Origin of the sequence: Catellatospora vulcania (genome assembly GCF_009720385.1) — a bacterium.
In the GTDB taxonomy this organism is placed as follows: Bacteria; Actinomycetota; Actinomycetes; order Mycobacteriales; family Micromonosporaceae; genus Catellatospora; species Catellatospora vulcania.
Map to the genome: position 1 here is coordinate 122347 of NZ_ML769304.1, position 14635 is coordinate 136981.

A 14635-nucleotide genomic window follows, 5' to 3' on the forward strand; every position below is an offset into this window, starting at 1 on the left:
AGCACCCGGGATGATCATCCTTGCGGAGCTGTTGGGGGAACTCTGATGGACGCCTACGACGTGATCATTATCGGGACCGGCGCCGGCGGCGGCACCCTGGCCCGCTACCTCGCCCCGTCCGGCAAGCGCATCCTGCTGCTCGAACGCGGCGACTGGCTGCCCCGCGAACCCGAGAACTGGGACACCGCCGAGGTCTTCATCGACAGCCGCTACATCTCCCCCGACACCTGGTACGACCGGCACGGCTCGGCGTTCCAGCCGCAGGTCCACTACTTCGTCGGCGGCGCCACCAAGCTCTACGGCGCGGCCCTCTACCGGCTGCGCCGCGAGGACTTCGGCCAGCTCCAGCACCACGACGGCATCAGCCCGGCGTGGCCCATCTCCTACGAGGAGATGGAGCCCTATTACACGATGGCCGAGCAGCTCTACGAGGTGCACGGCAACCGCGGCGAGGACCCCACCGAACCGCCCGCGTCCGGGCCGTACCCGTTCCCGGCGGTGTCCCACGAACCACGTATCCAGCAGCTGTCCGACGACCTCGCCAACGCCGGCTACCGCCCGTTCCACGCCCCCGTCGGGGTGCGGCTCAACGAGCAGAACATGCCCTACAGCATCTGCGTACGCTGCCAGCACTGCGACGGCTTCCCCTGCCCGCTGCACGCCAAGTCCGACGCGGAGACCCTCGCGGTGCGGCCCGCGCTGCAGGCGCCCAACGTCACCCTGCTGACCCACGCCCACGTCACCCGGCTGGAGACCAACGCCGCCGGGACCGCGGTGACCCAGGTCGTCGTCGACCACGAAGGCCACGAGGAGCGCTACGCCGCCGACATCATCGTCGTGTCCGCCGGCGCCGCCAACTCGGCGAAACTGCTGCTCATGTCGGCCAACGACCGCCACCCGCGGGGCCTGGCCAACGCTTCGGACCAGGTCGGGCGCAACTACATGTACCACCTGTCCCAGGCCGTGCTCGCCCTGTCCCGCGAACCGAACAACACCCGGTTCCAGAAGACGCTGGGCCTCAACGACTTCTATTTCCGCGGACCCGACTTCGACTACCCCATGGGCAACATCCAGATGATCGGCAAATCCGAGGCCGACATGTACCGCGGCGAGAAGCCCTTGGCGACGAAACTCGCGCCGAGCTGGGCACTGGCCGACGTCGCCCGGCACGCCGTCGACTTCTGGCTGTCCACCGAGGACCTGCCGCAGCCCGACAACCGGGTCACCGTCAGCCGGGACGGCAGCATCGTGCTGGACTACACGCCGAGCAACCCGACCGCCGCCAAACGCCTCTACCACCAGCTCAAGTCGATGCTCGGCACGATGCGGCTGCACGAGGACCACCTGATCCACCGGTTCGCCTACATGAAGACCGACATTCCCATCGCCGGAGTCGCCCACCAGGCCGGCACCTGCCGCTTCGGCGCCGACCCGGCCACCAGCGTGCTCGACGCGCACTGCAAGGCGCACGAACTCGACAACCTGTACGTCGTCGACACGAGCTTCTTCCCGAGCATCGGCGCGGTCAACCCGGCGCTCACCGCGATGGCCAACGCTCTGCGCGTCGGCGAGCACCTGGCCGGACGCCTCGGCGTCAGCTACGCCGCATCCGCCGCCACGGCCCCGGGAGCGCCCCGGTGACCGACCCGACCGCCGACTACTTCCAGAGTCTCGGCGAACACGGCCGCTACCCGCTGCTGCGCGCCACCAAGGGCACCATCCGGTTCGACCTCGGCGGCGACGGCCACGCCGAACACTGGCGCGTCACCATCGACAAAGGCCGCATCGAGGTCGGCCGCGGCAGCGAACCCGCCGACTGCGTCGTGCACGTCGCCAAGAACCTGTTCGACGGCATGGTCACCGGCCAGGTCAACACCATGGCCGCGGTGCTGCGCGGCCAGATCGACGTCGAAGGCGAGCTGCACCTCATCGTCATGCTGCAACGGCTGTTCCCCGGGCGGCCGTCGCTGCCCGCACCGGCAACCCGGAGGCACCGGAAATGACCACCACCGGCTCTGTCAGCACCCTGGACGGCAACACGTTCGTCGTCAGCGACACCGCCGGCGACATCGACGCCTCACCCACCGAACCCAACGGCCTGTTCTCCTGGGACACCCGCTACCTGTCCCGGTGGGTGCTCACCCTCGACGGCCACCGCCTCAACCCGCTGTCCACCGACGACCTGCACTACTTCGAGACCCGGTTCTTCCTCGTGCCCGGCACCGGCACCGTGTACGTCGACGCGACCCTGTCGATCATCCGCCGCCGCGAGGTCGTCGACGGGTTCCGCGAGGAGCTCACCATCCTCAACCACAGCGCGACCCCCGTCGACCTCACCCTGCGGCTCGACGCCGCCGCCGACTTCGCCGACCTGTTCGAGGTCAAGGACCACCTCAAGAAGAAGGGCAAGTACTACACCCGCATCGAGGACAACCTGCTGCTGCTCGGGTACGAGCGCGAGACGTACCGCCGCGAGACCCTCATCAACACCGCCGCCTCCACCCACGTCGACGCGCACGGTCAGACCGCCGAGGCCCCCGCCGCCGCCATCGACGACGACGGCGTCACGTTCACCGTGCACCTCGGCGGGCACAGCAGCTGGACCACCGACCTGCATGTGCGCTGCTCGCTGTGGGGCTGGGCGGCCAACCAGCGCGTCACCGCCCGCACCGAGTCCGGGCACACCCGCAAGGACATGGAAGAGGATCTCGAGGAGTGGTTCGCCGGGGCCCCGAAACTGGAATGCGACTGGGAACCCCTCAAGCACACCTACCGGCGCAGCCTCACCGACCTGGCCGCGCTGCGGTTCGCCCCGATGACCTCCGGTGAACGCACCCTGCCCGCCGCCGGGCTGCCCTGGTTCATGACCATGTTCGGCCGCGACAGCATCCTCACCAGCCTGCAGGCGCTGCCGTACGCGCCGTCGCTGGCCGCCACCACGCTGGCCGAGCTGGGAGCCCGCCAGGGCAGCCGGATCGACGACTTCCGCGACGAGGACCCCGGCAAGATCCTGCACGAGATGCGCTACGGCGAGCTCACCGCCTTCGAGGAACGCCCGCACTCCCCCTACTACGGCTCCGCCGACAGCACCGCCCTGTTCCTCATCCTGCTCGACGAGTACGAGCGCTGGAGCGGCGACACCAAGCTGGTCCGCGACCTCGAATTCGAGGCCCGCGCCGCCCTCGACTGGATCGACCAGTACGCCGACCTGCGCGGCGACGGCTACGTCTGGTACGAGACCCGCAACCCCGACACCGGCCTGGAGAACCAGTGCTGGAAGGACTCCTGGGACTCCATCTCCTACTCCGACGGCCGCCTGCCCGGCTTCCCCCGCGCCACCTGCGAACTGCAGGGCTACACCTACGACGCCAAGAAACGCGCCGCACGCCTGGCCCGTACCGTCTGGCAGGACCCGACCCTGGCCGACCGGCTCGACGAGGAGGCCGCCGACCTCAAACGCCGCTTCAACCGCGACTTCTGGATCGAGGACCGCAAGTACTACGCCCTGGCGCTGGACGCCGACGGCACCCAGGTCGACTCCCTGTCCTCGAACATCGGGCACCTGCTCTGGTCCGGCATCGTCGAGCGCCGCCGCGCCCACCACGTCGTCGAACACCTGCTCGGGCCACGCCTCTACTCCGGCTGGGGCATCCGCACCCTCGCCGAGGGCGAGCAGCGCTACAACCCCGTCGGCTACCACGTCGGCACCGTCTGGCCGTTCGACAACTCGTTCATCGCCTGGGGCCTGCGCCGCTACGGCTACAAGAACGAAGCCGCCCGCGTCGCCGCCGGCATCCTCGACGCCGCCGAGTTCTTCAACGGCCGGCTGCCCGAAGCCTTCTGCGGCTACGACCGCGCCGTCACCAAATACCCCGTCCCGTATCCCACCGCCTGCAGCCCGCAGGCCTGGTCGACCGGCACCCCGCTGCTGCTGCTCGGCACCATGCTCGGCCTGCAGGCCGTCGACGACCACCTCGTCGTCGACCCGGCACTGCCCGTCGGCATCGGCCACCTCGCCCTGCTCGACGTGCCAGGCCGCTGGGGACACCGCGACGCCTACGGCCGCGGACGCGTCCAGGTCCGCGCCGACGACCGCCTGCGCAAACTCCGGCCGCAGCTGTCCACCCTGCAGACCCTCGTCAACCGGCGCGAATCCTGATGGCCACACGCACCCAGACGACCGTCGTCGACATCGCCGGGGTCGTACAGGGCATCGTGCTGGTCACCATCCCCGCCGCGAGCACGATCCTCACCGACCCGGCCCACTACGGGCTGTCCACCGCCCAGTACGGTGCCATGTTCGCCCCGCAGGTCGTCGCCGCCATCGCCGCCTCGCTGGCCGGCGCGGGCCTGGCCCGCCGCCACGGCACCCACGCCGTCTACCTCGCCGGCCTGGCCTGCTCCCTGACGTCCATGGTGCTGCTGCTGGCCAGCGCCGCCGTCATGCACCAGCAGGACATCGCCTACCCGCTGCTGCTTGCCGCCACCGCGTTCCTCGGCGCAGGCTTCGGCCTCGCCGTGCCCGCACTCAACTCACTGGCCGCCGCGTTCCACCCCGGCGCCGTGGACAAGGCCGTGCTCATCCTCAACGCGCTGCTCGGACTCGGCACCGTCCTGGCGCCCGTCTTCGTCGCGCTGTTCGTCGGGCTCGGCTTCTGGTGGGGGCTGCCCGTGCTGTCCACGCTGCTGCTCGTCGGCCTGCTCGCGGTCAGCCTCGGGCTGCCCATGCACACCGGCGCGCGTGCCGCCGCGACCGCCGCCCGCGGCCGACTGCCCGCCCGGTTCTGGCTCTACGCCGCGTTCGCGCTGCTCTACGGCATCTGCGAGACCGTCAACGGCAACTGGGCCCAGCTCGACATGACCAGCAGCGTCGGCGCCAGCACCACGACCGCCGCGCTCGCTCTCACCGCGTTCTGGGCCATGGTCACCCTGGGCCGGCTGCTGTTCGCCGCCATCACCCGGTGGCTGCCCGCCCGCGCCACCTTCCACCTGCTGCCCTTCGCCCTCGCCGGGATCTTCGGCGTCATCGCCACGCTGCCCCACGGCCACGATGTCCAGGGCGTCATCGCCTTCGGGGCGGCCGGGTTGTGCTGCTCGGCCCTGCTCCCGCTGACCATCAGCTTCGGGCAGGGCGAGCTCACCGGGTTCTCCGCCGCCGTCGCGGGTGGCGTCATCGCCGCCTACCAGCTCGGGTACGGCATCGCCGCCTTCGGCGCGGGCCCGCTCGTCAATTCCGGCACACCGATATCACACCTCTACGCCATCGCCGCGTTCGTCGCGATCGCCATGGGCCTGCTGTCGTTCGCCGTCGCCCACCGCCAGCGCTCACCACGCGCCCTGCACCCGGCGCCGGCACCGGTACACGCACAGCCGACGGCATGACCTCGACCCTCCACGCCTAGGCCGTGCTCGCCCCCGGCTGCAGCACACCCCGGCCCGCCGGCACCTCACCCAGCAGCTGTGACAGCTCCGCCAGCGAACCCACCACCGGGCCCGCCCACACCCGGGAACGGTCGACGAACTCCGCCGTACGCACCACAGCCGCGCCGACCGCGGCCGCGCCCGCCAGCTCGCCGTCCGCGCCGTCGCCGACGAACACGCAGCCGCTCGGCGCCACCCCGAGTGCCGCGGCGGCGGCCCGATAGATCCCCGGCTCGGGCTTGGCGACCCCGGCCTCGCAGGAGAACACCGCCGCGTCGAATCGGCGGGACAGGCCCGAACCCGGCCATGCCTCGGCGACCTCCGCCGTCGCGTTGCTGACCAGCCCCAACCGCCATCCCGCCGCCCGCAGGCCGTCGAGCGCCACCAGGGTGCTCGACGGCGCCGAGTTCAGCAGCCACGACGCCAGTTCCAGCCGCAGCGCGGCCGCGCGGGCCACCTGCTTCGCGCTGGGGGCTACGCCGAGCCGACCGGCGAGCACCCGTACCGTCTCCTCGGCCGACCACCGGACCAGCCGCTCGGGCCAGGAGTCGTGATATGCCCGGACCAGCGCCGACGGATCCACGCCGACGATCTCTCCCATCCTGGCCACGACCCGGTCCCGCTGCGCGTCAGCGCCGTCCAGCAACGTATGGAACAGGTCGAACAGAATGGTCCCGGGCACGGCCGAAGGCTACCAGCCCAGGTCGGCGCCCTGTCCGTGATCGGTTCCGGCGTCACCACCGCCACCCGCCACGACAGTGGCGGATGCTGCGGCCACTCAGCGAGGTATGTGACCAGGTCCGCCCGTGCCGGCCGCCCGGCCGGCAAGGCGCATGGTGAGGGACTGGAACCGGAACTCCCCGACGGGGACCACGTGGAAGTCCTCGACCTCGAAGAACCTGCGCGCGTAGGCCAGCAGCACCTCGTCGGTGCGCCAGGCGAAGAACCGCTTCGGCTCGTGCTGGTCGGTGTCGAGCACGCCCTCGCGGTGGTGGCCGCCCCACACACCGACGTAGCACAGTCCGCCGGGCACCAGCACGCGGCGGATGCCGTCCAGGACCTCCGCCAGGTCGGCGTCGGGCACGTGCAGCAGACAGTTCATCGCGTACACCGCGTCGACGGACTCCGCCGGCAGGCCGAGGTCGAGGAAGTGGGCCACCCGGGCGTCCACGCCCTTGGCCCGGCACCGGGCCACCATTTCCGGGGACAGGTCGACGGCGACGACCTCGTAGCCGGCGTCCATGAAGTGCCGGCTGTCCTGGCCGGTTCCCGCCCCTATCTCGAGCAGCCTGCGCCGCCCCTCGGCGCGCAGCCGCGCCTCGAATTCCGCCCGCTCGGCGACCTTCCAGGGCTCCTTGTCGAAGGTGTCGCGCTCGGCCGCGCCACCGTCGTACGCCTGCCGCAGCCCGGCGAGCACGTCGCTGTATCGAACGCTCATGTGGTCCCCCCGAAGGCCGAATCCGGCTCAGCGTAGGGCCTCGCATCAGCCCATGGCAGCCCCGCCCGCCAACGACTACGCTGCGCACTTGATGTCCACACCGCACCCCGAAGAGACGACCCGGCCCTGCGCATACTGCGGCAAGCCGGTCACCCAGCGTGCCGCCGCGGGGCGGCCGTTCCGGTACTGCCGCGACAACGACGGCGCGTGCCAGGCCTCCGCCCGCAACAGCCGGCTGCGTCACCGTAACTCCCCCGGCCTCGCGGGCCAGGTCGCCAAGGCGTTCGAGGTCGTCGAGAAGCTGGAGCAGGTCGCGGAGACCCTGGCCGAGGCGCTCGACGCCGAGCTGTCCCCCACCGGGGTCGAACGGCAGCTCGCCGAGATCCGTGCAGCGGCCGCGCACCAGGTCGCCGACGCTCACGCGGAACGCGACCAGGCCCGTGACGAGGCCGAACGGGCCGCCCAGGCCACCCGGGAGGCCGTCGAGGCCGCCGCACGCGCCAGGGCCGACGCCGAGGTGGCGGTACGCGAGGCGGAGCAGCGCGCCGAGACGGCCGTCCGCGAGGCCCGCGAAGCCGCCGAGGCGTCGGTCGCCGCCGCCGAAGCGCGCGCCGCCGAGCAGCGTGAACTCGCGCAGAAGGCTGCCGCGTCGGCCGTCGAGTCCGCGCGGACCGCAGCCGCAGCGACCGACGAGCGCGACGCCGCCCGGCGTGACCACTCGGCCGCGGAGGCGCTGCGGGCCGAGGCCTACCGCGACCGTGACGCCACCCGGGCCGCCGCCGACCAGGTGCAGGCGGCGTTCGACCTGGCCCGTGGCGTCGCCGAGGAGGCCGGGCGCGAAGCCGAGGCGTCGAAGGCCGAGCTGGTCCGCGCGCAGCAGCAGGCCGCGTCGATCCAGGCTGAGGCTGCGACGGTACGCCAGGAGCAGGCGCAGCAGCTCACCGCGCTGCGGTCGGAGCTGGGCGAGGCGCGGACCGCAGCCGCGACCGCGGAGGCCGCACGGGCGGCCGCGGAGACGCTGGCGCAGCATCGGCAGACCGACGTGACCGTGCTGACGGTGCAGCGGGACGCCGCCGTGGCCGAGGCGGCGGCGCTGCGGGCGCGCGTCGACGAGCTGACCGGCCAGGTCGGACAGCTCGCGGGCACGCTCACGCAGCTCACCGCCAAACTGACCGCCCCCGCGCAGGCCGAGGTGGCCACCTGACGCACTGACCTGCACCGGCCGGTCGGCCTCCTGCTGTGGGAGGAGGGGCGGCCGATGGCAGGAGGGCGGTCCGGGCTCGTGGCAGGAGGTTCGGCGGCGCCGCATCCGCGAGCGTCGAGGTATGAATCCACTCCTGCGCACCACCGCTCCCGTGCGCGCGGCGCTGCACGGCAGCCGCGTCCTCACCTGGCTGTCCGCCCTGATGGGGGCGCTGCTCCTGGTCGCCCTGGTCGGCCTGGTCGTCGACGACCGCACCGTCGGCGGCCAGGCCGCGTGGTTGAAGCCGGCCAAGTTCGCCATCTCGTTCGCGGTGTACGGGCTGACCATGGCCTGGCTGCTCGGCCAGCTGCGGCGGGGGCGGCGGCTCGCGCGGTGGGCCGCGTACGCCATCGTGGTCACCGGCACGCTGGAGGTCGGCATCATCGTGTTCCAGGCCGCGCGCGGCCGGGCCAGCCACTACAACGAGGCCACGCCGCTGGACGAGGCCCTGTGGCAGGTCATGGGCCCGACCATCATGGTGCTGTGGGTCGCGACGGTCGTGCTGACGGTGCTGCTGTGGCGCGACGGGCTGCCGGACCGGGCGAGCACCTGGGCCGTCCGGCTGGGCATGCTCCTGCTGCTGCTGGGACTGCTGCAGGGGTTCACCATGGTGGTGCCCACGGCCGAGCAGCTCGCGCTCGACGAGCAGGGTGTGGAGACGCTGATGGGCGCGCATGCGGTCGGGGTGCGCGACGGCGGCCCTGGCATGCCGCTGACCGGCTGGAGCACCACGGGCGGCGACCTGCGTATCGGGCACTTCGTCGGCATGCACGGGCTGCAGGCGGTGCTGCTGTTCGCGATGCTGCTGCCGGCACTGGTCGCGGACGTGGCACGGCGTGCCCGGCTGGTGGTGGTGTTCTCGTTCGGCTACGCCGGGCTGCTGGTCCTGGTCACCTGGCAGGCGCTGCGGGGTCAGCCGCTGCTCGCACCGGACGCGCTCACGCTCGCCGCGGCAGGTGGGCTGTTCGCGGCCACCGTGCTCGGTGCGGTGATCACGATACGGTGGCCGCACCGGGTGTCCGGTTAGGATGGCGGCCATGCTGTGGGTGGGACGGCTGTTCGAGGAGCGGTACACCGCGGTCCGCCTCACCCTCGTGGTCCTCAGCGGCGTCGGCTATCTCACGATGACGCCGGAGGGCCGGTCGGTGAGCCCCGTCGACCTGACCCTCGCGATCGGCGTGCTGCTGTTCTCCTACGTCGGGGTGCGGTGGCCGTTCGCCGCCGTGGTCTGGGTGTCGCTGGTGCTCGGGCTGGGGTTCGTCATCGGCGGCGACAACGACACCTTGCCGACGGTGGGGCTGGGGTGGGCGATGTTCGAGCTGGGCGCGCGCCGGGGCGGCTGGCCGGTGTGGACGGGCCTCGGACTCGGGCTGGCCGCGCACGTCGTGTCCGATCTGAGTGAGTTCATCGCCGACCCGCAGACCGTGGCGTACGGCGCGGCTGCGGCGGTGGCCGCGCCGCTGCTGCTCGGTATGCACGTGCGGGCGCTGGGCGAGCTGAACCGGCAGGCCGCCGGCAGGGCCGCGCAGGAGCAGGCCCGGGTGCGCGACGACGAGCGCACCAGCATCGCCCGCGAGCTGCACGACCTGGTGGCCCACCATGTGGCCTCGATCGTGCTGCGCGTCGCGGTGGCCCGCGACGTGCTGCGGCCGTCCGATCCGCGGGTGCGCCAGGTGCTCGACGACGTGCACGCGACCGGTTCGAGTGCGCTGGCCGACCTGCGCAAGCTGGTCACGGTCCTGCGTGATCCGGGCACCGCGCAGCAGGTGTTCTTCGTGGACCCGGAGGGCCTGCCCGTGGCGCTGCAGGCCGCCGTGGACCGCTGCCACGGCATCGGCCTGAGCGTGCAGGCCGACATCGACCCGGAGGTGGTCGGGCTGGACTCGCGTACGGCGCTGGCGTTGCTGCGCCTGACCCAGGAGGGGCTGGCGAACGTGGCCCGGCACGCGGGGACGGCGGCGCGGGCGCGGCTGTCGATCCGGCTCGGCGGCGAGCAGGTCGCCTTCGAGCTGCGGGACTTCGGCGGCCCCGCCGCACCGGGCGGGCCGGGCGGCGGACACGGACTGGTGGGTCTGCGGGAGCGGGTCGAGGTGCTGGGCGGCAGGCTGCAGGCCGGTCCGGCGGACGCCGGATGGCTGCTGTCGGCGTCGCTGCCGACGGCGGGGGTGGCCGTGTGATCCGGGTGCTGCTCGTGGACGACCAGCGGCTGGTCCGGGCGGGGCTGCGGATGCTGTGCGAGTCGGTGCCGGACATGCAGGTCGTGGGCGAGGCCGCGGACGGCGCGGCCGCGGTGCGGTTGGCCGAGCAGGTGCACCCCGACGTGGTGCTGATGGACCTGCGGATGCCCGGGATGGACGGCACGACGGCGACGTCGCGGATCCTGGCGCAGCGTCCCTCGGCGCGGGTCGTCGTGCTGACGACTTTCGACGACGACGAGCACCTGTATCCGGCGCTGGCCGCGGGCGCGTGCGGGTTCCTGGTCAAGGACGCGAGCCCGGACGAGCTGCTGGACGGGGTGCGCCGGGCGGCCGCGGGCGACAGCCCGTTCAGTCCGGCGGTGCTGCGACGGCTGGTCGAGCAGGCGGTACGCCACCAGCAGGCCCCCGTGGCGGTGCCCGCCCTGCCGGGAGTCACCGAACGCGAGCGGGAGGTGCTCGCCCTGGTCGGCCAGGGGCTGTCGAACCCGGAGATAGCGGCGCGGCTGCACCTCGGGGTGACGACGGTCAAGACGCACGTGGCGAACCTGATGGCGAAGACCGGCAGCGCCAACAGGGTGCAGCTGGCGGTGCACGCGGCTTCGGGCACCCGGTAGCCGCGGACGCGGATCAGGACCGGCTGTCGCGCGCCGCCCGGTCGGGGCGCTGGTCCAGGGCGGACACGAGGCGGTCGGCGAGGGCGGCGAAGGTGTCGAGTTCGGCCTCGGACAGGGCGGTGAACCAGCTGGCGACGGCGGCGTGGTCGCCGTCGTCGCGGGCGGCCCAGTAGGACCGGCTGGCCTCGGTGACCGCGAGCAGCTTGCGGCGGCCGTCGGCCGGGTCGTCGCGCACCTCCAGCATGCCTTTGCGCTGCAGGGCCTGCACGAGCTGGGTGACGTTCTGGTGGGTGCTGCCCAGACCGGCGGCGGCCTGTTTGAGCGACGGGGTGCCCAGCGCGCTCACCAGGGTGAGCAGGGCGGCTTGCTGGGTGGTCAGGCCGTCGGCGCGCAGCCGCTCGTCCATCAGGTATCGCAGCCGCTGAGCCAGGTAGAGGGTGGCGCGGAAGGCGCGGACGGGCGGGGTGAGGTCGTCGCCGAGGAACGGGGTCTTGTCGGGAGTGGACATGCGCAATATATTACCTAACTATGGCCGCCGAACACCAGATCGCGCTGATGCCGCACTGCGGCTACCTTTCCGAGACCTCGCGGATGATCGAGATCTACCGGGCGCTGGCGCAGCGGGGCGCGAGCGTGCGCATGGTCACCCACGGGGGCACCTACGAGACGCTGCTGCGCGCGGCGGGCATCGACTACGACATCGTGGGGCCGCACATGAGCCCGGCCCGCTCGGCACAGGTCGTGGCGAACGCGACCGGGCTCGGCGACCCGCGGCAGGGCATCTACCCCGACGACGAGCTGGAGACCTACGTCCGCGCCGAGGGGGCGTACTGGCGCGAGCACGGGGTGCGGACCGTCGTCACCGGATACACCCTGACGACCATGCTCTCCACCCGCCTGGCCGGTGCCGCGCTGGTGACCGAGCACGCCTGCTGCTGGGTGCCGGCCGCGTTCGAGCGCAGCCTGGTGCCCGCTCCGACGTGGCGCGCGACTCGACGCCTGCCAGGCTGGGCGGGGCGGATCATCGCCAACCGGATGCTGCCGCGCACCCGGCTCTACTGCGGCGGCTTCAACCGGGTCGCGGCCCGGCTCGGCGTCGAGGGCGTGCCGAGCCTCGGTGCGCTGGTGCTGGGCGATCTGGCGCTGGTGCCCGAGGTGCCGGAGGTGTTCGGCGTGCCCGCCGCCGAACTGGAGGCATGGCGGCCGCGCGGCCGGCGCCTGCGCCCGTCGACCCGGCTGCGCTACAGCGGCCCGCTCTTCGCCCACCTCGACGTGCCGCTGCCCGGCCACGTGGCGGACTTCCTCGACCGGCCCGGCCCGATCGTCTACGTCGCGGTCACCTCGACCTCGCCGCGTTTCGTCCGCCGCGTCGTGCAGGCGCTGCGCCCGCTCGGGGTACGCCTGCTCGTCGCCGGGACCGTGCACGACCTCGGCGACCTCGCCGACGAGCGGACCTGCATCGGTGGTGTGCTACCCAGCCACCTGGTCATGCCACGCGTCGACCTCGCCGTCACCGCGGGCGGGCAGGGCAGCGTGCAGACCGCGATGGCCTGCGGCACGCCGCTGCTCGGCCTGCCCCTGCACGCCGAGCAGGACCTCAACGTGGCCCTAGTCCAGGCCCGCGGCGCGGCCTGCGCCGTCTCACCCCACCTGGCGGGCACGCCACGGCTGACCCGCGCCGCGGCACGGATGCTGGCCGAACCGTCGTACCGGGCCGCGGCCGGGCGCATCCGGGAGGTGTACGCAGGCGTGGACGGTCCGGGCAACGCGGCCGCCGCGGTAATGCAGCTGACCGCGCGCTCGGCCGTCTAGGTTCCCGGCATGACCTCCATCAGAAACCTCGCCCTCGCCGTGCCCCGACGCGGCGACGACGTCCTCGTGTTCCGCGGCCACGACCCGGCGCGCGACCAGACCTTCTACCGGCCGCTGGGCGGCGGCATCGAGTTCGGCGAGACCGCGACGCAGGCCCTGCACCGGGAACTGCGCGAGGAACTGGCCGTCGAGCTGACCGGCGTACGGCTGCTCGGCGTGCTGGAGAACCTGTTCCAGGCCTTCGGCCGGGCCGGGCACGAGATCGTGTTCGTGTTCGCCTGCGACCTCGCGGATCGGACGCTGTACGAACACGACCATGTCGGCGAGATCCTCGACGACGCCGGCACCCCCGTCCTGTGGCGGCCGCTGAGCAGCTTCGACGACACGACGCCGCTCTACCCGGCCGGCCTGTCCGACCTCCTCGCGAAGTGAACGGGGGCGCGAGGCGGCGGTGCCGGTCCCGCCACCCGGCGGGACCGGCGCCGTGTCCGCGCGGGCGCTAGTCGAGCAGCCAGTTGCGCAGCTGGGCGCCGTACGGCGTCAGCATCACCAGCGCCGTCGACGCGCACAGCACCGTGGCGACCAGCAGGTTCACCGAGGCGCCCCGGGTCAGGCTCCCCCGCTGTCCGGCGAACTGCACGAACCCGATCAGCGCGCCGATGAAGCCGAGCACGACGATCAGCGACGTCATCACGATCCACCGGCAGATCTCGACCAGCCAGGCCAGCGGATTCCACACCGAGTCCGGGCCGAGCGGCGGGTTCCAGTCCTTCGGGTCGCCGTAGCGCTCCAGGCCCGGGTCGGCCAGACCAGCCCAGTCACCGGTGCCCGCCGCCGCGGCGACCAGCAGCGACACCGCTCCGAGCAGGAACACCGCCACCACGGAGTACTGGAACCACCCGATGAGGTGCCGGCCAGGTCGGGGTGATCCGGCGTCCTGCGACTGCACGTCCATCCGCGCGAGGCTACGCGACGCCCGGTGGCCGTGCTGCCCCGGTTCCGGCATCCGCATCGGCAACCTCAGTCGAAGTCGAAGATCGAGTTCTTGTCGTAGAAGTGCAGGATGTAGCGGCAGTTGGTGCAGATCAGCAAGGTCATCCGGTGCGAGGTCAGGCCCCACCGGCTGTCGAGGCGTCCCACCTCCTGCTGGAAGTCGACGCCCTGGCACAGAGGGCAGCGCAGCGTGGGGATCTCGGAGGTCGTCATGGTGTGGCACGGTAGCCAGCGTCGTCCACTACCGGATCAGCCGGCCAGCGCCGTCACCAGGCTCGCGGTGTCGGTGATCTCGTTGGCGACGGTCGGTCCGTTGATCTCGTGGGCGGCGTGCATCGCCTCGAAGCTGAACGCCGCCGTCGCGTCCCGGACCAGCGTGATGTGGTAGCCGGCCTCCATGCCGAACCGGGCCGTCGACTCCACGCAGGTGTTGGCGATCAGGCCGATCAGGATCAGCTTGCTGACGCCGTGCTGCTTGAGCTGCACGTCGAGGTCGGTGTTGGCGAATCCGCTCTGCGCCCAGTGCTCGTGCAGCACGACATCGCCGGGCAACGGCTCGAAGTCGGGGTGCCACTGCCCGCCCCAGGTGCCCTTCGCGAACAGCTGTATCCCCGCCGCGCGCAGCAGGTACGGCGTCGCGTTGCGCCACTGCTCGTAGTCGCCGGGCCGCCAGCGGCGGTGCCGGGAGTAGAAGATCTGGATCCCGGCGGCTCGCGCCGCGGCCATCAGCTGCCGCATGTGCTCGTGCAGGCCCACCGCTTCGGCGACCTCCTTCAGCTGCGGCCAGCGTTTGCCGCCCTCGCTGATGAAGTCGTTGTACGGGTCCGTGATGATCAGACCGGTCGTCCCGCTGTCGTACGCGACCATGGCTCTCCCCCGAAAGCTCCGGCTCCATCGAGCCTACGCCGCACGAACG

At 72.3% G+C, this 14635-nt stretch carries 15 protein-coding genes and 1 pseudogene; 10 read left to right on the forward strand and 6 right to left on the reverse strand.

Features of this window, described 5'->3' with window-relative positions; translation table 11 throughout:
- Nucleotides 1-45 precede the first annotated feature (45 nt).
- The 4 genes and pseudogenes from F6W97_RS10780 (at nucleotide 46) to F6W97_RS10795 (ending at nucleotide 5382) form a co-directional block, all read left to right on the forward strand.
- Nucleotides 46-1641 carry a GMC oxidoreductase gene (locus F6W97_RS10780; RefSeq protein WP_155370096.1) on the forward strand — a complete coding sequence of 532 codons (1596 nt, stop codon included), beginning with the start codon at nucleotides 46-48 and terminating at the stop codon, nucleotides 1639-1641.
- Nucleotides 1638-2003: an SCP2 sterol-binding domain-containing protein gene (locus F6W97_RS10785; RefSeq protein WP_196279076.1), complete on the forward strand. Its 366-nt coding sequence runs from the start codon at nucleotides 1638-1640 to the stop codon at nucleotides 2001-2003. The genes F6W97_RS10780 and F6W97_RS10785 overlap by 4 nt, the downstream gene beginning before the upstream one ends.
- A pseudogene (locus F6W97_RS10790) lies at nucleotides 2000-4084 on the forward strand (amylo-alpha-1,6-glucosidase); the annotation flags it as partial. The gene F6W97_RS10785 and the pseudogene F6W97_RS10790, both read left to right, overlap by 4 nt.
- A 74-nt stretch (nucleotides 4085-4158) precedes the next feature.
- Entirely contained in the window at nucleotides 4159-5382 is a 1224-nt protein-coding gene (locus F6W97_RS10795) for an MFS transporter (RefSeq protein ID WP_155370100.1), read from the forward strand.
- A 16-nt stretch (nucleotides 5383-5398) separates the two neighbouring features.
- Here F6W97_RS10795 and F6W97_RS10800 read toward each other — a convergent pair whose 3' ends face one another.
- Both F6W97_RS10800 and F6W97_RS10805 read right to left on the reverse strand, forming a co-directional pair.
- Complete coding sequence (locus F6W97_RS10800) at nucleotides 5399-6103, reverse strand: HAD family hydrolase (protein ID WP_155370102.1); 705 nt, start codon at nucleotides 6101-6103, stop codon at nucleotides 5399-5401.
- Between the two features lie 96 nt (nucleotides 6104-6199).
- The gene (locus F6W97_RS10805; protein ID WP_155370104.1) at nucleotides 6200-6859 is read right to left on the reverse strand and encodes a class I SAM-dependent methyltransferase; all 660 of its coding nucleotides are present in this window, start codon (nucleotides 6857-6859) and stop codon (nucleotides 6200-6202) included.
- A gap of 52 nt (nucleotides 6860-6911) precedes the next feature.
- On the opposite strand from F6W97_RS10805, the gene F6W97_RS10810 reads away from it, so the two are divergent.
- The 4 genes from F6W97_RS10810 (at nucleotide 6912) to F6W97_RS10825 (ending at nucleotide 10914) form a co-directional block, all read left to right on the forward strand.
- Entirely contained in the window at nucleotides 6912-8063 is a 1152-nt protein-coding gene (locus F6W97_RS10810; RefSeq protein WP_230686575.1) for a serine/threonine protein kinase, read from the forward strand.
- A 121-nt stretch (nucleotides 8064-8184) separates the two neighbouring features.
- Nucleotides 8185-9129, forward strand: a complete 945-nt coding sequence (locus tag F6W97_RS10815; protein WP_155370109.1) for a hypothetical protein — start codon at nucleotides 8185-8187, stop codon at nucleotides 9127-9129.
- Nucleotides 9130-9139: 10 nt separating this feature from the next.
- Nucleotides 9140-10279 carry a sensor histidine kinase gene (locus F6W97_RS10820; RefSeq protein ID WP_155370110.1) on the forward strand — a complete coding sequence of 380 codons (1140 nt, stop codon included), beginning with the start codon at nucleotides 9140-9142 and terminating at the stop codon, nucleotides 10277-10279.
- Nucleotides 10276-10914, forward strand: coding sequence for a response regulator (locus tag F6W97_RS10825; RefSeq protein WP_155370111.1), 639 nt, complete (start codon nucleotides 10276-10278; stop codon nucleotides 10912-10914). Before F6W97_RS10820 ends, F6W97_RS10825 begins: the two co-directional genes overlap by 4 nt.
- A 13-nt stretch (nucleotides 10915-10927) precedes the next feature.
- Here the strand turns inward: F6W97_RS10825 and F6W97_RS10830 are convergent, their stop codons facing one another.
- A complete protein-coding gene (locus F6W97_RS10830) occupies nucleotides 10928-11422 on the reverse strand; it encodes a MarR family winged helix-turn-helix transcriptional regulator (RefSeq protein ID WP_155370113.1) in 495 nt (164 codons plus the stop codon).
- A gap of 20 nt (nucleotides 11423-11442) precedes the next feature.
- On the opposite strand from F6W97_RS10830, the gene F6W97_RS10835 reads away from it, so the two are divergent.
- Both F6W97_RS10835 and F6W97_RS10840 read left to right on the forward strand, forming a co-directional pair.
- A complete protein-coding gene (locus F6W97_RS10835) occupies nucleotides 11443-12726 on the forward strand; it encodes a glycosyltransferase (protein WP_155370115.1) in 1284 nt (427 codons plus the stop codon).
- Between the two features lie 9 nt (nucleotides 12727-12735).
- Nucleotides 12736-13158, forward strand: a complete 423-nt coding sequence (locus F6W97_RS10840; protein ID WP_155370116.1) for an NUDIX hydrolase — start codon at nucleotides 12736-12738, stop codon at nucleotides 13156-13158.
- 67 nt (nucleotides 13159-13225) lie between these two features.
- Here F6W97_RS10840 and F6W97_RS10845 read toward each other — a convergent pair whose 3' ends face one another.
- The 3 genes from F6W97_RS10845 to F6W97_RS10855 form a co-directional block, all read right to left on the reverse strand.
- On the reverse strand, nucleotides 13226-13681 hold the full coding sequence (locus tag F6W97_RS10845; protein ID WP_155370118.1) for a hypothetical protein: 456 nt from the start codon (nucleotides 13679-13681) through the stop codon (nucleotides 13226-13228).
- A 65-nt stretch (nucleotides 13682-13746) separates the two neighbouring features.
- Nucleotides 13747-13932 (reverse strand): hypothetical protein, encoded by a 186-nt coding sequence (locus F6W97_RS10850; RefSeq protein ID WP_155370120.1) that lies wholly within the window; start codon nucleotides 13930-13932, stop codon nucleotides 13747-13749.
- A gap of 36 nt (nucleotides 13933-13968) precedes the next feature.
- Nucleotides 13969-14586 carry a cysteine hydrolase family protein gene (locus tag F6W97_RS10855; RefSeq protein ID WP_155370121.1) on the reverse strand — a complete coding sequence of 206 codons (618 nt, stop codon included), beginning with the start codon at nucleotides 14584-14586 and terminating at the stop codon, nucleotides 13969-13971.
- Nucleotides 14587-14635 lie beyond the last annotated feature (49 nt).